Annotated in this window: 23 protein-coding genes, 1 tRNA gene and 1 other annotated feature; of the genes, 10 read left to right on the top strand and 14 right to left on the bottom strand. The window is 41.0% G+C overall.

Annotated features, from left to right (window positions below):
- Nucleotides 1-36 precede the first annotated feature (36 nt).
- A complete protein-coding gene (locus AABI08_RS00760) occupies nucleotides 37-297 on the top strand; it encodes a hypothetical protein (protein ID WP_338343200.1) in 261 nt (86 codons plus the stop codon).
- A 247-nt stretch (nucleotides 298-544) separates the two neighbouring features.
- Nucleotides 545-727 (top strand): YegP family protein, encoded by a 183-nt coding sequence (locus tag AABI08_RS00755; protein ID WP_338343201.1) that lies wholly within the window; start codon nucleotides 545-547, stop codon nucleotides 725-727.
- Here the strand turns inward: AABI08_RS00755 and AABI08_RS00750 are convergent.
- From AABI08_RS00750 to AABI08_RS00740, 3 genes are read right to left on the bottom strand one after another with little or no spacing between them, the layout of a single operon-like run.
- Nucleotides 705-1,031: a hypothetical protein gene (locus AABI08_RS00750; protein WP_338343202.1), complete on the bottom strand. Its 327-nt coding sequence runs from the start codon at nucleotides 1,029-1,031 to the stop codon at nucleotides 705-707. The two genes, AABI08_RS00755 and AABI08_RS00750, sit on opposite strands and share 23 nt — an antisense overlap.
- 1 nt (nucleotide 1,032) lies before the next feature.
- Entirely contained in the window at nucleotides 1,033-1,194 is a 162-nt protein-coding gene (locus AABI08_RS00745; RefSeq protein WP_338343203.1) for a hypothetical protein, read from the bottom strand.
- A 52-nt stretch (nucleotides 1,195-1,246) separates the two neighbouring features.
- Nucleotides 1,247-1,459, bottom strand: coding sequence for a helix-turn-helix transcriptional regulator (locus tag AABI08_RS00740; protein ID WP_338343204.1), 213 nt, complete (start codon nucleotides 1,457-1,459; stop codon nucleotides 1,247-1,249).
- A gap of 139 nt (nucleotides 1,460-1,598) precedes the next feature.
- Here AABI08_RS00740 and AABI08_RS00735 point away from each other — a divergent pair, with 139 nt between their 5' ends.
- From AABI08_RS00735 to AABI08_RS00710, 6 genes are all read left to right on the top strand, one after another.
- Nucleotides 1,599-2,279 carry a helix-turn-helix domain-containing protein gene (locus AABI08_RS00735; protein WP_338343205.1) on the top strand — a complete coding sequence of 227 codons (681 nt, stop codon included), beginning with the start codon at nucleotides 1,599-1,601 and terminating at the stop codon, nucleotides 2,277-2,279.
- Between the two features lie 119 nt (nucleotides 2,280-2,398).
- Nucleotides 2,399-3,139, top strand: a complete 741-nt coding sequence (locus tag AABI08_RS00730) for a PH domain-containing protein (protein WP_338343206.1) — start codon at nucleotides 2,399-2,401, stop codon at nucleotides 3,137-3,139.
- Between the two features lie 72 nt (nucleotides 3,140-3,211).
- Nucleotides 3,212-3,691 (top strand): sunset domain-containing protein, encoded by a 480-nt coding sequence (locus tag AABI08_RS00725; protein ID WP_338343207.1) that lies wholly within the window; start codon nucleotides 3,212-3,214, stop codon nucleotides 3,689-3,691.
- A gap of 41 nt (nucleotides 3,692-3,732) precedes the next feature.
- Nucleotides 3,733-4,296: an MscL family protein gene (locus tag AABI08_RS00720; protein WP_338343208.1), complete on the top strand. Its 564-nt coding sequence runs from the start codon at nucleotides 3,733-3,735 to the stop codon at nucleotides 4,294-4,296.
- An 82-nt stretch (nucleotides 4,297-4,378) separates the two neighbouring features.
- Nucleotides 4,379-4,924 (top strand): hypothetical protein, encoded by a 546-nt coding sequence (locus AABI08_RS00715; RefSeq protein WP_338343209.1) that lies wholly within the window; start codon nucleotides 4,379-4,381, stop codon nucleotides 4,922-4,924.
- 56 nt (nucleotides 4,925-4,980) lie between these two features.
- Entirely contained in the window at nucleotides 4,981-6,048 is a 1,068-nt protein-coding gene (locus tag AABI08_RS00710) for a site-specific integrase (protein WP_338343210.1), read from the top strand.
- Nucleotides 6,049-6,328: 280 nt separating this feature from the next.
- On the opposite strand, the gene AABI08_RS00705 is transcribed toward AABI08_RS00710, so the two are convergent.
- The 7 genes from AABI08_RS00705 to thrS form a co-directional block, all read right to left on the bottom strand.
- Nucleotides 6,329-6,934: an ECF transporter S component gene (locus tag AABI08_RS00705; protein WP_338343211.1), complete on the bottom strand. Its 606-nt coding sequence runs from the start codon at nucleotides 6,932-6,934 to the stop codon at nucleotides 6,329-6,331.
- Nucleotides 6,935-7,024: 90 nt separating this feature from the next.
- Nucleotides 7,025-7,882 (bottom strand): fructosamine kinase family protein, encoded by an 858-nt coding sequence (locus AABI08_RS00700; protein ID WP_338343212.1) that lies wholly within the window; start codon nucleotides 7,880-7,882, stop codon nucleotides 7,025-7,027.
- Between the two features lie 233 nt (nucleotides 7,883-8,115).
- The gene (locus tag AABI08_RS00695; protein WP_338343213.1) at nucleotides 8,116-9,507 is read right to left on the bottom strand and encodes a nicotinate phosphoribosyltransferase; all 1,392 of its coding nucleotides are present in this window, start codon (nucleotides 9,505-9,507) and stop codon (nucleotides 8,116-8,118) included.
- Entirely contained in the window at nucleotides 9,504-10,064 is a 561-nt protein-coding gene (locus tag AABI08_RS00690) for an XRE family transcriptional regulator (protein WP_338343214.1), read from the bottom strand. The genes AABI08_RS00695 and AABI08_RS00690 overlap by 4 nt, the downstream gene beginning before the upstream one ends.
- Nucleotides 10,065-10,139: 75 nt before the next feature.
- Nucleotides 10,140-10,799 carry a VTT domain-containing protein gene (locus AABI08_RS00685; RefSeq protein ID WP_338343215.1) on the bottom strand — a complete coding sequence of 220 codons (660 nt, stop codon included), beginning with the start codon at nucleotides 10,797-10,799 and terminating at the stop codon, nucleotides 10,140-10,142.
- 212 nt (nucleotides 10,800-11,011) lie between these two features.
- Nucleotides 11,012-12,370, bottom strand: a complete 1,359-nt coding sequence (locus AABI08_RS00680) for an amino acid permease (RefSeq protein WP_338343216.1) — start codon at nucleotides 12,368-12,370, stop codon at nucleotides 11,012-11,014.
- Between the two features lie 97 nt (nucleotides 12,371-12,467).
- Nucleotides 12,468-14,426: a threonine--tRNA ligase gene (gene thrS / locus AABI08_RS00675; protein ID WP_338343217.1), complete on the bottom strand. Its 1,959-nt coding sequence runs from the start codon at nucleotides 14,424-14,426 to the stop codon at nucleotides 12,468-12,470.
- A gap of 75 nt (nucleotides 14,427-14,501) precedes the next feature.
- Nucleotides 14,502-14,716 (bottom strand) — a binding site (T-box leader).
- Between the two features lie 304 nt (nucleotides 14,717-15,020).
- Here thrS and AABI08_RS00670 point away from each other — a divergent pair.
- Nucleotides 15,021-15,482: a flavodoxin domain-containing protein gene (locus tag AABI08_RS00670; RefSeq protein WP_059393200.1), complete on the top strand. Its 462-nt coding sequence runs from the start codon at nucleotides 15,021-15,023 to the stop codon at nucleotides 15,480-15,482.
- Between the two features lie 141 nt (nucleotides 15,483-15,623).
- On the opposite strand, the gene AABI08_RS00665 is transcribed toward AABI08_RS00670, so the two are convergent.
- The 4 genes from AABI08_RS00665 to serC all read right to left on the bottom strand — a co-directional run bounded on the left by AABI08_RS00665 (nucleotide 15,624) and on the right by serC (nucleotide 19,190).
- The gene (locus AABI08_RS00665) at nucleotides 15,624-16,349 is read right to left on the bottom strand and encodes a YebC/PmpR family DNA-binding transcriptional regulator (RefSeq protein ID WP_338343218.1); all 726 of its coding nucleotides are present in this window, start codon (nucleotides 16,347-16,349) and stop codon (nucleotides 15,624-15,626) included.
- Nucleotides 16,350-16,424: 75 nt separating this feature from the next.
- A complete protein-coding gene (locus AABI08_RS00660) occupies nucleotides 16,425-16,913 on the bottom strand; it encodes a phosphatidylglycerophosphatase A family protein (protein WP_338343219.1) in 489 nt (162 codons plus the stop codon).
- A gap of 16 nt (nucleotides 16,914-16,929) precedes the next feature.
- Nucleotides 16,930-18,105 (bottom strand): 3-phosphoglycerate dehydrogenase family protein, encoded by a 1,176-nt coding sequence (locus tag AABI08_RS00655; protein ID WP_338343331.1) that lies wholly within the window; start codon nucleotides 18,103-18,105, stop codon nucleotides 16,930-16,932.
- Nucleotides 18,099-19,190, bottom strand: coding sequence for a 3-phosphoserine/phosphohydroxythreonine transaminase (gene serC / locus AABI08_RS00650; protein WP_338343220.1), 1,092 nt, complete (start codon nucleotides 19,188-19,190; stop codon nucleotides 18,099-18,101). The genes AABI08_RS00655 and serC overlap by 7 nt, the downstream gene beginning before the upstream one ends.
- 268 nt (nucleotides 19,191-19,458) lie before the next feature.
- Between serC and AABI08_RS00645 the strand changes: the two genes are divergently transcribed.
- Nucleotides 19,459-19,542 (top strand) — tRNA-Leu (locus tag AABI08_RS00645).
- Nucleotides 19,543-19,622 lie beyond the last annotated feature (80 nt).

Genomic DNA, 19,622 nt, shown 5'->3' with positions numbered 1-19,622 from the left:
ATTACGACATTCATTACAGTCAAAATGGAGACTACAATGCTTACAAAAAACGCCGAACTACTACTAAAAAAATTCATAAATAATGAGTTTGATTCTTTCGATTCATCAAATGTTCATATTTCAGAAGGTGAAATATTCAGGAAGTCACCACTCCAAAATGATGAAGATACTGAAATTTCATTATCAGAATTGTTAAACAACGGATATGTGAATCGATTAGCCAAAGCGATATACTACCCAACTACCTCTGGAAAAACTTATTTTGATTTAATGAAAATCACCAAAAAAGATGATTGAAAAAAAGGTTTTTTAATGCCCCTACTTTCAGGATTTACTAGTGGCGTGTTGGTTACATTATTAACAACTTGGCTATTAGGGCTACTAAAGTTCCGATAACAAATCCAACGCTTGCCGACAATGGAGCAACCCAATTAGGAAAGCTTACAAATTCTTCATCTTCTTTTTTCATGTTGTTAACCTTTCTTTTGGTATCCTTTAACTACTGGTAGTGACGTACCTAGTAAGTTGAAAGGAGAACAATATCATGTATTTTGTTATTAAAAAATCTGTTGATGGCCAATATTATTTCTTATTGAAATCTGACAATGGCCAAGTAGTAGCACAAAGCGAAACTTATCATTTGAAAAGTAGTGCCGAAACGACTATTCAAGCAATCAAAGAAAACGTTGACCCAGATACATTAGTTATCGACTCTGAAAAGCTGTAACTTTGTTTGCTAAATGGATAATCTTTGCAGATATGGTGAGTAGTGTGTCAGCACTACTCTTTTCATTTACATCAACACTCTCAAATAGATTTTTAATGTTATCTAATTCTTGAGATAGTTCTTGTTGAGGGCTTTCTAACTTCTTCCCGGTTCGTGACATTGAGATAATGTAGTCAACCTTATTGGTTGGCTTATTTTTTTCATCAAAAACTCGTTTGACTTTTACTTGGTCTAAATTCCAATCATCAAAATATCTACTAATTGACTCCAATGTGTTTTCTTTAAATTCTTTTTGGTCTTTCAAATCAAAACTCCTCAATCTCATTCATGATTTTTTTAAGCTTTGCTAGTGTTTTTCTATACTGGCGAAGCTTTTTTCGTTTTCGTCTGCTAAGCGTTAGTGTTGCAAAAATTTGATAGCCATCTTCATCTTGAACAACACGATCAACAACGAATTTATCTTTCATGCTTCCTCCTTTCTGTTTTGTAAAACAATTTTGTGTCACATTAGTGAACACTCTAGGCAAAAAAAATATCGTACATATCCTTTCCTAATCCGTTAGCAATTTTCTTAGCTGTTGGTGGGCTAGGAAATTTCTTTCCAGTTAGGTAGTTGCTCATCATTGACGGGTCTACTTTTACCTTTTTAGAAAAGGAAGCAAAATTTTCGCCAGACATTTTAATCATCTTTCGTGTACCTTCAATGTCCTTGAATTGAAGAGTTTCAGTCATTTCTTTCCTCCTTTCCTTAACTGATAAACTAATTGTAAAACATTTGTGTCACGTTGTCAAACACTTTTATTTACTTTTTGCTTTTATTTGTTTTTCTTTTGGTTATACTTGTGTTTATAAAGATGAAAGGTGCTTAGATATGGCAACGAAAGAAGACTTCGGAAAAACAATCAAGGATATTCGATTAGATAAACGTTTTAGCGTGAGACAAGCAGCGTTACAAGCAAATATGTCTCCGTCATACCTTTCACAATTAGAAAACGGTCACAAAAGTATTCCTAAAGTTGAAACACTATATCGGCTAGCAAAAGGTCTTAGAATAACGAATGATGAGATTCTTAAAATAGCAGGAATTGTAGATGATGTTTCAAAAGTAAACATATCTAAATCAACAAACGCTGTTGAAATCCCAATCTATGGACGTATTTCAGCAGGATATCCAGAAGGTGCTAAGGAGGATATTGAAGGTAACATAAAGGTTGATGATGACATTGTTGACCGTTATGGATCTAAGAATCTCCTTGCACTTCGTGTTGATGGCGAAAGCATGAACAAGGTTATTCCAAATGGCGCTGTTTCTATTTTGGCCAATGTTGATACATCATCAATTACTAATGGCGACATCTGTGGCGTTATCATTAATGGAGATTCTGCTACGTTGAAGCACGTTTATATTTACCCTGATAGAATAAGGTTTGAACCAGATAGTTGGTTAACTGAACAGTTTAAGCCGTTTGAATACAAGAAAGTAGATATTGATAATGGCGAGCCACCAGTTCAAATCATTGGGAAGCTAGTACAACAAACATCTAAATTTTAAGGAGAGAAAATATGGATAATCAAAATTTCCAGCCAGAAATGAAGCTATTAACTTGCCCCTTGTGTTTTGAAAAGTGTAATTTTTTTATGTCATATCCTATAAACAGTGTTAACGGACGTATGGCAAAAGTTATTCATCCTAAATGTATGGCTAAACTAGGAATTAAGAAACTAGACCTAAAAAAGCAAGGCCAAATTAAGCACGAACCATACGAATACTTACAAGAGCTGTATAACAATGGCGAGAAGTATGACTTTGAAAAAGCTAAAAACGACCGCCTAAAGTATCTACGTGATGATGTACCTGATGAACCCAGTCAAACTGACGACATTCAAAACCAATTAGAAGAAGCAGGAGTTTCAAATCTTTTCGGTACTAAGAAAGAAATCAATCACTTGCACGAATACTTAGATCCACAGGAAAAGATTGTTTATGCTGTCTCTGGTGGACGTGAAGGCCGTTCATATCTGATTGTGATTACTAATAACCGATTGATGTTCATCAACAAGAACATGTTCGTAGGTGGCGATTATGAAGAGATTGGCTTCGACTACATCAACGCTGTTTCTTATTCGTCAAAGTTCGTGCTATCAACCATCATGATTACCAATGGTGCGAACACAATCGCTATTGAGAACGTTGATAAGCATAACGCCCCTATCTTCGTTGAGAAGCTCAAAAAGGCTGTACAAGATAAAACTGCTGACAATCAGCAACTTTTCCAAGCACAACAACCCGTTCAACCACAGCCACAGACAAGCAACTTGGGCCAAATCAAAGAATTAAAAGAGCTGCTCGATATGGGCGCTATCACACAAGAGGAGTTTGATCTAAAAAAGAAAGAGCTGCTTGGCATTTAATTTATTCCCATTGTCGGTATAAACACGTGCAAAACCTTAACCACGTTAAAAGGTGAACAGGAGAAAGTATAAATGAAAAACCAAGGCATTAAAAAACCGTTTTACAAGCGTGTTTGGTTTTGGATATTAGCGTTCTTTGTCGTTGTTATGATTTTAGGATCAGGTTCATCTGATGATGATAAATCAAATAAAAGTGCAGAATCATCATCAAAATCAATTTCTACCAAGAAAAATAATGAGTCTAATAAATCATCTAGTTCATCTTCACACCAGGAATCCACTGCTTCATCAAACGACATTCAAAAATATGAACAGCCGACCGATTCAACGAAAGAACAGTCTAATAATCAAACTACACCCCAAACTGGCAATCAGGCAGCGCAAAGTGTGCAACCTACTCAACAAGAATCCACTTCTATTGTTGGTGACTCAAAAACACATGTGTACCACATGCCAGACCAGCAGCATTACAATATAAAACCCGAAAACACTGTTTATTTTCACAATGAACAAGAGGCGATAAATGCCGGATTCCGAAAATCAAAGCGTTAAGCACCATGCCCTGTCGGGCATACATAAAAGGAGTACACAACATGAAAAACAAATTTGATAAATCAATCTTGTCTGATATGAAAAACGACATCAAAAACAATGTGCAAGAAATCAAAACTAGTGCCAAAGACGTTAAGGAAAATGTTAAATCAAAAACCGAGGAGTTATTTGACCACACGTCTTCAAACTTTGAACAGTTTAAGCAGTTTATGTTCGCGCCATTTCTGTTAACCTTTGTCATTTCAATTGTGATTGGATACAACTTTAGTGACGTCATAAAGAGTTTAACAAGCTTTTTAGCAAATCTTATCGGGTATATTTGGATATGGATTTTTGCATTTAATGGTAACCACCCTACCCACACATTAGAATCTTCATTTTTATCATTACTTCAAAACTCATTAACACTATTCTTCATTTCATATATTGTTTTCTACCTCATCAAGACAATCAACAAATACTTAAAGAAAAACAGAGAACAGCAATGGGGATATGACCAGGCACACGAAGATGCAATAAAAATCCAAAAACTTCAAGAAGAAAATATTAAGCTACAAAAACAATTAATTGAAAAGCTTGATGGTTTAAACAATAAAGAATTGTAACCACACATATTCGTTCAATAATAATTTAGACGCCCTTTGGGGCATACATACATAAAATTACAGTAACAAAGGATTAAATACGATGAAGGAAGAAAATACACAAGATTATGAGCAATTAACCAGTCGAGTTGATAGATTAGAACGTGAAATTGCAATAATAAATAAATCGACAAAAAGAAAGATAATAAATAAATATATTTGGCCTACTGTCTATATCATGCTGATAGTTATGATTAATTTTTTTGTTGCTCTTCTACCGGCATATTTCTTAAGTATCATCCACAATCTTTTAGCAGGAAAAACAATAGGTTGGACAACTATCACTATTATGGCTACTACCATACCAATACCAATTTTTATCAATATGATTATTAATAAAATTGCCTTCAATTGGATTTCAATTGAGGATCAATACTATTTTAAGTTCTTATCACACTACATGATTCAAGTTAAAGAAAGCTTAATGATAATCTCTCCTCTTCTTGCATTTTTAAGCCTTGGGTACAGCGTTTCACACAATTACAATTTCTATGATTCATCTATCACTATTATTTTAATTGTCTATTCTGTGATAGTTTGTGTCACCTCATTCAATGGAACGTTCAGTTTAATGGAACATAATCAATAAAAACAAATTAGGGCGCAAGCCTTTTTCTTTGTACCAATTTTCAGAAAGGAAACAAAATGGCAAGTATTTACAAACGTTCAAATGGTTGGGGTGCTAGTGTTTACTATCAACTTGATGGAAAAGATAAACGAAAAGTAAAATCAGGTTTTAAAACAAAGTCTGAGGCTCAAAAGTGGGCCGTTGAAATTGAACAACAGAAAAATGATGATACCTTGATTGTTTCAGAAAAACTGTTTATTGACCAATTTAAACAATGGTATGCCGTGTTTAAAGAGCCAAAAATATCATTTCAGACTAAGCTTTGGTATAGAAGAACAATTAGAATTATTGAAGAGTATTGGCCAAACAAAAAGCTTTCCTCAGTTACAACAGAACAGTTTCAAATCATGATAAATGATTACTCGAAAAACCACGTCAAGAGTTCCGTTTATCGTATTAAAAATATTATATCTGGATTTACTCGATACGCACTTGATGAAAATTTAATTCGAAAAGACTTTACAAAAAATATTTACATCGTTGCTGGTAAGAAAAGCAAAGATAGCGATTTAAAATTTTTAGAAAAAGATGACTTTCAGAAATTAGTAGAATCATGCAAAAAAACTGATGACTTAACGGCTAAAATGATATTGACTTCAGCTTTCACTGGCATGCGTTATGCTGAAGTTGCTGCACTTACTCCTAAAGATATAGATCTAAAAGAAAAAACTATATCTGTTAATAAGTCCTGGGACATGATTCAGAACGTATTTAAGCCAACTAAGACAACTCACTCAAATCGAATCATAACTATCCCTGACGAGCTTGTTATGGCTATCAAAGCGTGGAATTTAAACCATAAATTTGTTTTTTATGGTAAAAACGGCGTTCCGCCTAAAAATGACAGTTGTAATAAAGAATTGAAAAAAATTCTGGTGGAAAATAACTCGAAAGTAATAACCATGCACGGACTAAGGCACACACATGCCAGTTTTCTATTGGCTAACGATATATCGATTCAATATGTTAGTGAACGCCTAGGACACGCAAACGTTAACATTACCCTTGGTATATATGCCCACCTTTTAAATGAAAAACGTCTATCAGAAAACAAAAAAGCATTAAATCTGTTAAACAATTTATGATGATACAGTTATTGATACAGTCGATTAAAAAAATAATTGTAAAACGTTTTATAACGATTCATAACATTTTACAAAAACAGCAGCCAAAACCGTTGACATAATCGCCTTTATTTTATGAAGTGCATAGCACCGGCTTTTCAGCTAAAAACAGCGATATGCCGGGTAAGCGCATCTATTCAAATACCAAGTAAAAGAACTTAATCCCCCTGGATTAAGTTCTTTTTTACTTAGTAACCATTTAAAAAAGCAGCCAATTAACATGGCTGCACAAAAATCAGAATTATTCAGGTCGCAAGTTTGGCAACTTGGCCAAAAGAACTCGGCCAATCAAAAGAACTAACAAACCATTTGCAATCATTTCAAAGCCAGAATTAAAGCCAAGAATGCCAACTAACCAGGCAAAAAGATGGGCGTGTGGAATCCCCATTCCGCTAACCGGAAAGAGCTTAAAGGCTACCGTCGTACTCAAAATCACTAAGGCGGTATTTAATAAAGCGCCGAAAGCCCCAAGAAGGAAGAATCCCCACCAAGGCAACCGCGTCTTTTTCAACACTAAGCCCGCTACATAACCGGCCAAAAGGCCAACCATGAGCCGTGGCACTAAAGCCGTCACTGGATTTGAAAAAATCAGTGAACCAATGGTCCCGGGGTGCATCAAATTCCGAATCCAAGAAGTCATCCCCCAAAAGAGGCCAACCACTAACCCCGAGCGTGGGCCAAGTAAAATGCCCGCTAAAACGGCGGTCATCGGTACAATCGTCACCGAGGCACCAATAACAAAGGCTCCTAATGGTAAAGAACCTAAGAATGGCACGAAACTCTGTAATAATACGATGGCGACAAAGACTGTTGTCGCCACAAAACGCTTCGTTTTCATTGTTGACATAACTGATTTTCTCCTCGCTTTGGACGTCCAAGAAATTATACAGACTGCCCGAAAAGATGTCAACAAATTGGTCTAGTCATGATGCTCAACTTAGAAACTAATCAATAAGCGGTTTAATCGTGGTGCATAGATGTCACCAAAGCGAACAAAGTGAAGCAAAACATAATAAAATTCATACCACTTGAACCGATCCTGATAGCCATCCTCTAGCGGATAAGCGGCTTCATATGAACTATAAAAGTCCTCATTAAAACCAGGAAAGACCTTCGACACGGCCAAATCATATTCACGGTCACCGTAGAAAGAATTTGGGTCGATAAATACTGGTTGGTCATTGGTGTCAAACATAAAGTTACCAGCCCACAAATCACCGTGTAACAGCGATGGTTCTACCTGGCGCACATGATCATCTGCCAAAATCGTTTTCTTGAGATTTTCAAAGTGGTCACCGCGCTGATTTAACCAGAGAGCCTTCTTCTTGGCTAAGTCCATCAAGGGTTCTAAACGTTGGTGGACAAAAAATTCTCCCCACGAACTTGACCACGTATTGTTCTTTGGGAAATAATCATTATCCGCGTTGACTTCAAAGCCAAAGGCCTTCCCTTTTGCATGGTGAAGGTGAGCCAAAGCTTCTCCTAAGGCTGACTGATTGTTTGAACCGGTTTCAATCCAGTCCATTAACAGATAGGCACTTCCTTGTTTTTCTCCTTGTTTCATGACTTTGGGAACCCTGACCCATTCACTTAAAGCCTTCAAGGAAGCCACTTCGTGATCAAAATAATGGCGGTCTTGATTGGGTTGAACCTTCAAAAAGTACCGCTTTTCACCCGAATAAAGCGAATAGGTCGCGTTTGTATCCCCACCGTTAACCGTTTTCACGTCATGGGGATTTTGCAAATTTAATCGGGTGATGAAATCCATGCTGATTTTACTAACTGCTGCTGCCATCGTATCCTCCTAAATCAAATAAAAAAAACAGTTTTCCGTTAATGGAAAACTGTTTTTGAGAAAAAAGGGGCCTGTAAAGTCTGATAAGTAACTGGTAAAAATGTCTGCCACACAAATTCGACCATCAGGTTCCTCCTTTGTTGTTCGTGACTTAACTGTACCACATTTATTACAGTAGCAACAATCAATTTCACAAATTTGGCCTAAATGGTCTGGTTGGAATTCAAACGATTTTATAGTAAATCAGCACCAGCAGCACGGTCAACAATCGTTTGACCATCCTCAATTGTTAATCGGCCATCCTCGTAAACCGTTTGCAACAAATCCTGTCCTGGTTCATCGACACTCACTGTATGAATTCGACCCCTTTCATCAGCCACAACCTTTTGCAAACCGGCTTTGGAAGCCTTTGACGGATCCGTCTTTGGTTGCTTCTTAATCACCAAATTCTGGCCATCAGTGGTATGAGCATAGGCCGCCTTGATAGCAAAACGTTCGGTATCGCGGGTAAAGCCTTCTTGGAGCAAGCCGCCACCAGAACCAACTACCAAGTTGTCCGTTGACCAACCATGCTTAATCAAGGCCTCGTACAGCGCAATAATGGTTTCGGCCTTCATGCCATCACCCTGAATCAGGCCCACATTGTGCTTCAAGACTCTATAACCCTTATCGTTAGCTTCTGTACCAAAAATTTCGGCCAAAAGGTCCAAAACAGCCAAATCGATTGTTTCGGGGTCGCCTGAATCGGGACGCAAAACTACCCGACCAGCTCGGTTCTTAATCCGTTCCACCATTTGTTCAGATCCAATGACGTTCCGGACAAAATTAAAGGTATCGTATGAATCAATTACAATTGAAACTAGCGCATCATCCGGTGTCCGATCCAGTTGAGCATTGACGTAGTTTAACTCACCCTCACCAGGACCATAAGCAGTTGCCACCGAGTGCTCCGTTGCCCAAATGGATTGGGCCCGACCCGCGACACCATACACGTGTTCAAAATAGTTTGAAGCCAAAAGGTTGTCCGATCCACGGAAGTGCAACAAGTGAGCAGCGCCACCTTGAGCACCTGCTTCCACGCTTGTGGCACCACGGAAACCAAAGTCGTTAACCATCAAAGGTAATGAACTCGCCGTCCCCGTCTTTTCAACCAGTGGTAACAGGCGCTTTTTGATATACATCGAATTGGTTGCAATTGTCGTCGGATACCAAACATGCATCAATAGTGATTCCAAAGCATTTAACGAAGTAGCAAACCAATCGCGCGTTGACTCCAGCGTAAACAAGGCGTTTCCCGCAGGAACTTCCATTCCTTCTGGCAGAGCCTTAATTTTAACAGGGAAATAACCCAAATCGCGAACCTTTTCCCAAACTTCACGGTTGAAATATTCCTTGGTCCCAAAAGTTTCTTCTGAAACTCGCTCCGCCTCATCAATCATCTCATCCGTCACTGGTGTTTGAAAGTAGTCATGGAGAATCATCGAGAGCCCGAACCAGGATACAGTTGGGTACTTACCCCCGATACGAGCTTCCCCATAAGAATACAACTTATCGATGTTTTGTGGGTACTGCAAATGGTGAGTCAGCTTGTAGGCGTCAGTTGCTAAAATCAAATTAATGGTCATGCTTCAATCTCCTTTAATGGCGTGTTGGCAAGGTCATTCGTAATATCTTGAAAATCAGCTTGTGATCGATATCGTAAAATTCGCCAATCATAATGAACACTGTCATGGATTTCATCAATATAGGGGGTAAATTCACCCTCAAGGGCTAAAATCAGATAACCGGCAAAAGCCTTGGTAAAATCAGCCGAAGTCTCTATGACCTTGACCAGGGTCTGGTCTGCCGTGAAGAAGCCCACGGCTAACTGGTCACCAGCCCAATCCCCCTCCAAGGCCCACTTCAATGAAATCCAATCCGATAGAGTTATCCCGAGATTTAACAGATAATCCGTTGTCAGCCGAATATGAATCGGATGCTTTGACAAGTTAGCCTGATTGGCGTTGCCCAATTGATCCAAGCAATATGAAAAGTAAAGACAGAGCCGTTCCAAGTCAGCTATCGCTAACTCTTTTTGCCCATCGGCAAAAGACTCTAAATCATCTAGTGGTAGGCCAGTTGCTGAGCTAACCTGCTCGATACTTTGTTGACTTAATTGTTGTAAAATTCGAAAATTATTCATGCTCTTATTATAACAATTTTTGACCAAAGAAAAAGCAGGTCGACGAGTGTCGAACCTGCTTGAAAACTAATTTTTTTACTGTTGCTTTTTCTTTTTCATCAATGATCGACCCAAGCCGATAATTGAAGGTAACAATGTTACCAAAACAATGCCCATAATAATCAATGAGAAGTGTTCACGGACAAAAGGAATATTACCGAACAAAGCCCCGGCACCGGTTGCAATGAAAGTCCATGAAAGTGCAGCAATCATGGTGTATTCAAGGAACTTACGGAAACTATACTTTGACAAACCAGCCACAGAAGGAACGAAAGTCCGCACAATTGGGATATAACGACCTAAGATAATGGCCATCGCGCCACGCTTGGCAAAGAACTGTTCCGCTTCTTCAATATATTTAGGCTTAATCATAATCGAAAACGGCCGATGATTTAGCAACTCTCGCCCGCCGGTCCTAAGAATCCAATAATTCATTGAATCACCGACAACGGAGGCGATAAAGAAGACAACCATAAAGACCCAATGGTTCAAACCGGCTTCCTGACCAGCTGGTGTCATCGAAATGGCACCGGCAGCAAACAGCAATGAATCACCTGGTAGAAATGGCAAAACAACTGCCCCAGTTTCAATCAAAACAATGACAAATAAAATCAAATAGGTCCAGATGCCAAAGTGGGAAACCAAGTTTGCCAGATGGGTATCAATGTGCAAGGTAAAATCAATTATGCTACTCATTCTTTTCTCCGTTTTGTAAGGCCCAGCATCACGCTGTACTAGCCAGTGACATTCAACAAGCATAAGCCTGTTGGGTGGTGGTTGTTGACAGGTTCTACTTTCTTACTAGGATACCGCCTTCTCCTCAGACACGATACCAATCAAATCTAAGCCCCTTCTGATTTATTTTCAGAATTAAAGGTAAAATTAGTCTCGTTTTGAATCAAAAAGCATTAGGCTTTTTTAAAGGCCTGGACAATCGTAAAGACAATTAACCAGATGGTAGCACCGATAGCCGGCACCATTGCGCTCTGGTTAAAGAACAACGTCAAGTAAATCAGGACAAAACCAATAATGGCGATTGGCACAAAGAACTTGGGTGCAATCATCAAGAAGCCGTCCTTCAAATAGTCGTTTGACTTACGATACTGCCAGTAAGTTACCAGCGTCAGCACATAGATCATGATAAACAAGTCTGTCGAGGCGGAAGTAACGAAAGTAAAGGCATCCGAAATTTGTGGCAAAACGGCAATGATAGCTGAACAAGCCACCAAAGCAGCGGTAATCAAAACAGCATTGGCAGGTAAATTGTGCGTTGACATCTTAGTAAATGGCTTCAAGACCTTGCTCTTTGATTCTACAGCCAATGAATAGAAATTTCGTGAGGCTGAGAAAATAACAGAGTTCAAAGCAGAAGCAGCTGATGTCAAAACAACGAAGTTCACCAAAGCTGCGGCCCAATTAACCCCAGCTAACTTAAAGACCGCTACAAAGGGACTTTGGTTAGCAGGAATTTGTTGCCATGGATAGATAACCATGATGGTTGCCAAGGCACCCAAGTAGAAAAACAAAATTCGGAAAGGAATTTGGTTAATTGCCTTCGGCAAAACCTTGCGAGCATCCTTGGTTTCGGCTGCCGTCATTCCAATAAATTCCATTCCAACGAAGGCAAACATGACCATCTGGAAACTGTTAATAAAGTTACCGACACCATTTGGCATCAGTGAGAAGTGACTAACCAAATTGTTAACCGAAACCGTTCCTTGGCTAGTTTTAAAGCCGGTTAACAACATGATAATTCCAGTAGCAATCAGTGACAAAATTGCCACAATTTTAATCATCGCAAACCAGAATTCAGCTTCACCATACAATGCTACCGCAATCAAATTAACTGAAGTTAAAACAACCAGGATCACAATTTGAATCAGCCAAGCTGGCCATGATGGGAACCAGAACTGAACGTACTTTCCAATCGCTGTTAATTCGGCCATTCCCATAAAGGCAACGGTTAACCAATAAGACCAGGAAGCAAAAGTTCCCGTTTTCTTACCCAAGTACTTTGACATGAAGGCAATAAACGTATGCTGCGTTGGGTCAGCATAAAGCATTTCCCCAATCGCACGCATTACAACAAACATTAATAAGCCAATAACGGCATATGTCAGCAAAATTGCTGGTCCAGCAAAGTGAATTGAATCCCCGGCACCCATGAAAAGTCCGGTTCCAATCGTTCCACCAATAGCAATCAGCTGAACGTGACGGTTACTGAGCCCTTTATCTCCCTCAAGAGCTCCGTTATTTTCTGAAGACATGATTTATCTCTTTTAATCCTTTAATTCCGCGTTTAAAAACGCTCTTACAAACAACAAATCGATTCACCAAGAAGTGGATCGATTGTTGGTTACTACATTATTCTGCTACTCGAGAATAGTTGGCAACATCCTTTAAGACCAAGTCTTTAAAGGCATCAGCCGACATCTTCTCAGTTTCTTTTTGGCCATAGCGACGAACAGTAACCGTTTGGTTATCTTGCTCATCATCACCCAAGACCAACGTATATGGGACCTTCTTGGTTTGTGCTTCACGAATCAAGTAGCCCATTTTGGCTTCCTTAGTTTCGACGTTAGCACGCAAGCCGGCTTCCTGCAATTCTTGCTTAATCTTGTTAGCATAGGCACCGTGAGCACCATTGTTAACAGGAATAATTTGAACTTGCAAAGGTGCCAACCATGTTGGGAAGGCGCCCTTGTACATTTCAATCAAGTAAGCCGTAAAGCGTTCCATCGTTCCAACGATACCGCGGTGGAGCATCACTGGACGGTGGTTATCTTGACCATCTTCACCAACATAAGTCAAATCAAAGCGTTCTGGCAACAAGAAGTCTAATTGGATGGTTGACAATGTTTCTTCACCACCCAAGGCAGTCTTCGTCTGAATATCCAACTTAGGACCGTAGAAGGCTGCCTCACCTGGAGCTTCGAAGTAATCCAAGCCCATGTCATCCATAGCCCGCTTCAACTGTGCCTGTGACTTTTCCCACATTTCATCGTCGTCAAAGTACTTAGCAGTGTTTTCAGGGTCACGGTATGACAAACGGAAACGGTAATCCGTGATGTTGAAGTCTTCGTAGACAGCCATGGTCATCTTCAAGATTGACTTGAATTCTTCTTCCAACTGGTCTGGTGCAACAAAAGTGTGACCATCATTCAAAGTCATTTCACGAACACGTGACAAACCAGTCAAGGCCCCTGATTTTTCATAACGGTGCATCATACCCAATTCAGCAATTCGCAATGGCAAGTCACGGTATGAGCGTGGCTTGTGTTGGTAAACTGAAATGTGTGAAGGACAGTTCATTGGACGCAATTCCAGGAATTCGCCATCCCCCATGTCCATTGGTGGGAACATGTCTTCACGGTAGTGATCCCAGTGACCTGAAGTCTTGTACAAGTTCAAGTTTGACAAAACTGGTGTGTAAACGTGCAAGTAATCGTTGGCCAATTCCTTGTCAACGATATAACGTTCTACTTGGCGACGGATAGTGGCCCCGTTTGGCAACCAAACTGGCAACCCTGAACCAACCTTTTGGCTCGTGAAGAACAAGTCCAAGTCGCGACCAATGTTACGGTGGTCACGTTCCTTTGCTTCGGCCCGACGTTGCAAATCAGCTTCCAAATCTTCGGCATTCCAGAAGGCAGTTCCATAAACACGTTGCAAAACGGCGTTGTCTGATTGACCGCGCCAGTATGAACCAGCAACAGAAACCAACTTAAAGTGCTTAATCCAACCAGTTGATGGCACCAAACCACCGCGGTCTAATTCGACATGTTCGCCTTGAACAGCCACTGAAATTGGCTCGTCTTCAGGCAAATCATTAATCAATTCCACCTTGTATGGGTCGTCCTTGAAAGTTTCCAAGGCTTCGGCACGAGTAATTTCGTGTGACAAGATTGGCAAGTCTTCCTTAACAATCTTCTTCATCATCGCTTCGATTTCTGGGAAATCTTCCACAGAAACTTGGTTTCCGGCACCGTTATCAGTGTCGTAATAGAAACCGTTTTCAATAAATGGTCCAACTCCGAAGTGTGCATGAGCAAACTTTGGCAAGCGACGCATTGCTTGAGCAAGCAAGTGCGAGGTCGAGTGACGCAGGATATCCAATGATTCCTCATCCGCAGTGGTGATTAATTGAAAATCGCCACCCTCGGTCAATGGATCATTCATCCCAACATAGTGTCCATTCAACTTTGCTGAAACAGACTTTTTTGCCAATGACTTTGCAATTGAACTTGCAACTTCAATGGGCTTGATGCCAGCCTCGTAAGACTTCTGAGCGCCATCAGGGAAATTTAATGTAATTTCTGCCATTATGATTGCCTTCTTTCTTTTTTCAATTGCTGATTTGGAAAATTAGGGACAAAAAAATCCCTTTGTGCGTTTGCACAAAGGGACGTGTCACCGTGGTACCACCCAATTTCCAGATAAAAATCAATACCTGGGTCTTTGAGACAGTTAACGGTGTCACCCGGGCTAACTTTCAATTCCTACTCGTTAACCATTCAGAGGTAGTCAAAAAATTAGGGCCCTGCTTACTTCCACCAACCGTAAGCTCTCTATCAGGACTTGCTAACCTAAGTTATCCTCATCAGCAATTTCTATGATTAAATATAACACGACTAAAACAAAATATCAATTATTTCGCGTCAGCCAAAACCTGGGCCAGTGCCTGGCGGGCTTTATCATCGTGGTCTAAAATGCCGTTATCATAAACGTTTTGCAAGGCTGCAACTTGGTCTTTATTCAATGCCATATCAAACATCCTCCTCGTATTTGTGACTATTATAAGACAAGAATTTTAAAATTACCAGTCTTTCAAATCAGCTTTGTTATTCTTTTGTTCAAACGAAGCCCCGGTAAATTTTGTATAATGATACTAAATCTCATAACCAAAGGAGGCAGACAATGCCTGCAGCAAATCTCACAGCCCAAGTCGTTTTTGCCACAATCACTGGTAACAACGAAGCCGTCGCCGATATTTTAGTCGAAGAATTAGAGAACCAAGGAGTTTCCGTTAAGAAAAGCGAAATTTCCCAAACCGAACCCGAGGAATTACAAGACTTTGATCTCGGTTTTGTTGTTCCTTACACATACGACGAAGGGTCACTCCCCGATGAAGGCCTTGATTACTTCGACGACCTCGCCGACGTGGCCTTACCTGATTTTACCTATGCTTTAGCCGGCTCTGGCGACACCTTCTATGGTGACCTCTATTGCCTCGCACTCGACTCCTTTGATGAGCAATTTCAAAAGACCGGTGCTAAGCGTGCCGGTGAACTAACTCGAATTAACCTCTACCCAGGTGACCAGGACCGGGAAAAGTTAGCAGCCTTGGTTCAGGCCGCATTAGCTCAGGTACAAAAATAAGTAAAAATGACCAACGCGCAAACGATTGACAAAGGTTAACAACCAGTGGCGCTCCACTACTCCACTATTCAGTCAACCCAATCAACAAAAAAAGACAAGCCCTAGCGGGCTTGCCTTTTTTGTTTGGCCTTGAAAGTCAAATTAGTCTTCAGCAGTTGTATAAACAGCCAAAACGTCTTCGTTTTCTTCCAATTCGTCAACCAAACTATCCAACTTTTCGCGATCTTCATCAGAAATTGCCATTGGGTTTTGAGCAATCATTGAAACTTCAGCATCAGCGAATTCGTAACCAGCTTCTGTCAAAGCAGCTTCAACAGTCTGGAAATCGCTTGGTTCTGTGTAAATTTCAAATGCTTCATCAGAAGTTTGCACATCTTCAGCGCCTGCTTCCAATGCTGCTTCCAAAATTGTGTCTTCATCCAAATCAGGGTTTTCTGACCGGTCAATGACCAAGTAACCCTTGCGGTCGAATTGGAAAGCAACTGAACCAGAAGTTCCCAATGAGCCACCGAAGTGCTTGAATGAGTTACGAACAGAAGAAACTGTTCGGTTAATGTTATCAGTTGAAGCTTCAACCAAAACGGCTACTCCAGCTGTTCCATAACCTTCGTAAGTTACTTCTTCGAACTTGGCGCCACCGGCACCTGAGGCCTTGTCCAAAGCTCGTTGGATGTTATCCTTTGGCATGTTGGCTGCCTTGGCCTTGTCAACAACCAAACGCAATGAAGCGTTCATTTCGGGATCAGCACCGCCAGCCTTTGCTGCAACATATAAGTCGTGCGCAAGCTTTTGGAAAATTTTTCCACGCTTAGCATCTTGGGCGTTTTTACGACCTTGAATGTTATGCCATTTACTATGTCCTGACATTGTGTCTTCTCCTTAAAAAATTAAAATACAATTTATTGTAACAAAAATTGCACTAATTAACCAGGGAAAATTCGATTAGTAGTCGTTTCCACCAAGGACTTCCAGGTAAGTCATCGCAGCAGATGCAATCAAAGCCGCCAAGATATCATCCAAGTAAACGTTAACAGTATCAGTTCGGTCATTGATTTCGCCAATCAAACCAGGCTTCTCATCGTCCAAGAGACCATAATGAACCGTTGCTGCGGCTGAGAATTGTTGGGTAATCCCGATTGCCAAAATTTCATCCACATTGTGGCCATTAGCATCACGCTTCAACCGAGCCTTCAATGGTTCTGATTCTGGCATCAAAACAGCCTGTTCATCCAAGAAAATAGCCGTCAAAATAATGTCGGCCACTTCATCCTTGTGTAACACGCGGTTAATCGCCTTATCGAGGGCTTCCCCATCGATTTCATCATGGTACTTTTCAATCAAAAAGGTCTGAGTTCCCTCAAAGACGTCCTGCAATGTCACGCCACGGGCAATCAATTTATCGATGGCTGCTTGTTGGAGTGCTTCTGTCATTTTTTATTTTTCCCCTTTAATCCTGGTTCTGATACAATTCAACGTTCAAAACGTTTTCGATGGCTGCTAGGTTATCGACAATATTGTCCTCTTGCCCTAATGGTAACTGATTTAACGCCAAAAGGGTATAGGCATAGTCGCCAACTGCTCGGTTTGACAATTCTTCAATGTTTAAGTCGAGTTCCCCAACGACCTTCGTGATTTGTCCAATCATATTTGGCACGTTGTTATGCAAAACGCCCAACCGGTACTTGGTCGTAAATGGTTCGTTGATATCTGGGTAGTTGACGGAATTCACGATATTTCCGCTGGTCAAATAGTCGTCCAATTGCTTGGCCGCCATCAAAGCAGAAGTATCTTCCGCTTCAACCGTTGAGCCACCAATGTGTGGCGTAATAATCACCTTGTCATTATCAAACAAGACGTCACTACTAAAATCAGTAATAAACATCCGGAGCTTATCAGCATTCAAAGCCTTCACTGCGGCCTCATCATCGACAATACCACCACGGGAGAAGTTAATCAAAGCCGCATTTGGCTTCATTTCTGCTAATTTATCGGCATCGATAAAGTGGTGGTTTTCTTTCGTATAAGGAATATGCACTGTAACAAAATCAGACTGCTGCAAGACTTCATCAACACTTTTCGCATGCGTAATGTGCCGGTCAACGCGCCAAGCAGTATTAGCATTCAGTCCGGGATCGTAACCAATCACCTTCATACCAAAGGCCAAGGCGATGTTGGCCACTTTAGAACCAACGTTTCCAAGTCCAATCACACCCAGTGTCTTCTCATACAGCTCCGTACCACGGTAACCACCCTTGTTGGCTTCCGTGCGTAGTGAAACATCGCCACCACGAACTTGGTTCGAAAAGTTAATCGCACCCACGATTGGCCGGGCCGCCATAATCAATGCGGCTACTGTTAATTCCTTAACCGCATTGGCATTGCCACCGGGCGTATTAAAGACCGGAATTCCCCGCTTAGACAAATCAGCCACCGGGATATTGTTAAAACCGGCTCCGGCACGAACAACGGCCTTCACTGAGTTTGGAATAGGCTCCTTGTGTAAGTCCTGTGAGCGCAACAAAATACCATCGGGATCTTGGTCACCGTTAATCTCGTAACCACGGTCCTTCAAATAGTCCAAACCGGTGTGACTAATCGCGTTATACGTTTTAATGTTCATGATTTGTGTTCCTTCTCCGCCTTCTCCAAAAATGTAATCAACGCCTCGACTGCTGCCATTGGCTGTGCATTATACAGGGATGCCCGGAAGCCACCGACCGAACGGTGACCTGCCAGGTTGTGCAACCCTTCCTGATCAGCCTGCAAGCTGATTTTCTTGTCCAATTCGTGGTCCCCTGTTGTAAAGACAACATTTGTTAAGGACCGTTCCTGACCCGAAACAGGCACTTGGTAAAAATCAGACTGATCTAAATAATCATAAAGGCGCTTAGCCTTTTTTTGGTTATTTAGGTAAAGTTGCTTGACACCACCCTGGTCAAAAACCCAATCCAGAACAAGACTGAGGGCGTAAATACTGAAGACGGGTGGCGTGTTGTACATCGAGTCCTTGTCGATATATGACTGGTAACGCATCATTGGGCCAACGCCTTCAATCTCTTGTTCGGCAAGCCAATCCTTTTTAACGATGGCTAGCGTGACGCCGGCAGGTCCTAGGTTCTTTTGGGCCCCAGCAAAGATGGCTGAAAAATCAGACACATTGTAGGGTTCGGCTAAGATATTAGAAGACATATCTGCCACCAAGTGTCCTGCTGTTTTTGGCAAGTTTTCTTGATGGTAGGTGCTACCTTCAATTGTATTGTTAGTGGTGATGTGGAGGTAGTCATAGTCAGCTGCATCAAAATCAGCTGGTAATTCTGGCAAATAGCGATAGTGGTCTGGCTTCGAGCTAGCGACAATGGTGGCTTCTTTGCCAACCGCTTGCGCCGCCTTGGCTGCCTTATTAGCAAAGTTACCAGAATCTAAGACCGCAATCTTATTCTTCTGATTGGCCAGGTTAAGGGGCAGCATCTCAAACTGCAGAGATCCCCCACCTTGAATGAAAAGCACGGCGTAATCGTCTGGGATGTCCATTAACTGGCGTAGACGGTCTTCTGCATGGTGAATAATTTCATCAAACTTAGGGCTACGATGAGAAATCTCTAAGATACTGTAATGCGAGTTTTCTTCCTTCTCTAAGTCTTCTCGAATCTGCTTAATCACCGGACTCGGCAGGACCCCGGGTCCAGCCGAAAAGTTATAACTACTCAACGTTTTTTCCTCCTTCATCACCAACAAAAAAAGCACAAGGTGCCCTCTAGCGCCCCGTGCCCAATACGGTCAAAATAAAAAAACTGAAAGACACACAGTAAACTTAAAAGTTCAGACGCCAGCGGCTGATTGTAGTCCATCAATCGTTGGTAAGTCCCAATACCTGCGGGCCTACTTCTACTCGATTAGTATCCATTTTAAGAAAATTTTAATTAAAGTCAAGACTTGTAATTAAGACCTATCCAAGGTATAATTTTACTTGTTTGTTGCCGATGTGGCGGAACTGGCAGACGCGTACCGTTCAGGTCGGTATGGTGATTTCACCGTGCAGGTTCGATTCCTGTCATCGGCATTCTAAGCATAATTTAACAAACACATGAAAAACCCGATATCATCGTTTAAATGCGATGGTATCGGGCTTTTTCGTTGCTC

The sequence above is a fragment of the Fructobacillus evanidus genome (assembly GCF_963580165.1).
In the GTDB taxonomy this organism is placed as follows: Bacteria; Bacillota; Bacilli; order Lactobacillales; family Lactobacillaceae; genus Fructobacillus; species Fructobacillus evanidus.
Note: the sequence above shows the minus strand (reverse complement) of the source record. Positions and strands in the feature narration are given on the sequence as shown.

Bases quoted from the DNA above. Each gene is read 5' to 3' on its own strand.
- AABI08_RS00720 (WP_338343208.1), top strand. From the start codon at position 3,733: ATGAAAAACAAATTTGATAAATCAATCTTGTCTGATATGAAAAACGAC.
- AABI08_RS00690 (WP_338343214.1), bottom strand. From the start codon at position 10,064: ATGAATAATTTTCGAATTTTACAACAATTAAGTCAACAAAGTATCGAG.
- AABI08_RS00665 (WP_338343218.1), bottom strand. From the start codon at position 16,349: ATGTCAGGACATAGTAAATGGCATAACATTCAAGGTCGTAAAAACGCC.
- AABI08_RS00685 (WP_338343215.1), bottom strand. From the start codon at position 10,799: ATGAGTAGCATAATTGATTTTACCTTGCACATTGATACCCATCTGGCA.
- AABI08_RS00730 (WP_338343206.1), top strand. From the start codon at position 2,399: ATGGCAAAAGTTATTCATCCTAAATGTATGGCTAAACTAGGAATTAAG.
- AABI08_RS00705 (WP_338343211.1), bottom strand. From the start codon at position 6,934: ATGTCAACAATGAAAACGAAGCGTTTTGTGGCGACAACAGTCTTTGTC.
- AABI08_RS00700 (WP_338343212.1), bottom strand. From the start codon at position 7,882: ATGGCAGCAGCAGTTAGTAAAATCAGCATGGATTTCATCACCCGATTA.
- thrS (WP_338343217.1), bottom strand. From the start codon at position 14,426: ATGGCAGAAATTACATTAAATTTCCCTGATGGCGCTCAGAAGTCTTAC.
- AABI08_RS00740 (WP_338343204.1), bottom strand. From the start codon at position 1,459: ATGACTGAAACTCTTCAATTCAAGGACATTGAAGGTACACGAAAGATG.
- AABI08_RS00710 (WP_338343210.1), top strand. From the start codon at position 4,981: ATGGCAAGTATTTACAAACGTTCAAATGGTTGGGGTGCTAGTGTTTAC.
- AABI08_RS00735 (WP_338343205.1), top strand. From the start codon at position 1,599: ATGGCAACGAAAGAAGACTTCGGAAAAACAATCAAGGATATTCGATTA.
- AABI08_RS00680 (WP_338343216.1), bottom strand. From the start codon at position 12,370: ATGTCTTCAGAAAATAACGGAGCTCTTGAGGGAGATAAAGGGCTCAGT.
- AABI08_RS00715 (WP_338343209.1), top strand. From the start codon at position 4,379: ATGAAGGAAGAAAATACACAAGATTATGAGCAATTAACCAGTCGAGTT.
- AABI08_RS00760 (WP_338343200.1), top strand. From the start codon at position 37: ATGCTTACAAAAAACGCCGAACTACTACTAAAAAAATTCATAAATAAT.
- AABI08_RS00660 (WP_338343219.1), bottom strand. From the start codon at position 16,913: ATGACAGAAGCACTCCAACAAGCAGCCATCGATAAATTGATTGCCCGT.
- AABI08_RS00695 (WP_338343213.1), bottom strand. From the start codon at position 9,507: ATGACCATTAATTTGATTTTAGCAACTGACGCCTACAAGCTGACTCAC.
- AABI08_RS00755 (WP_338343201.1), top strand. From the start codon at position 545: ATGTATTTTGTTATTAAAAAATCTGTTGATGGCCAATATTATTTCTTA.
- AABI08_RS00670 (WP_059393200.1), top strand. From the start codon at position 15,021: ATGCCTGCAGCAAATCTCACAGCCCAAGTCGTTTTTGCCACAATCACT.
- AABI08_RS00745 (WP_338343203.1), bottom strand. From the start codon at position 1,194: ATGAAAGATAAATTCGTTGTTGATCGTGTTGTTCAAGATGAAGATGGC.
- AABI08_RS00725 (WP_338343207.1), top strand. From the start codon at position 3,212: ATGAAAAACCAAGGCATTAAAAAACCGTTTTACAAGCGTGTTTGGTTT.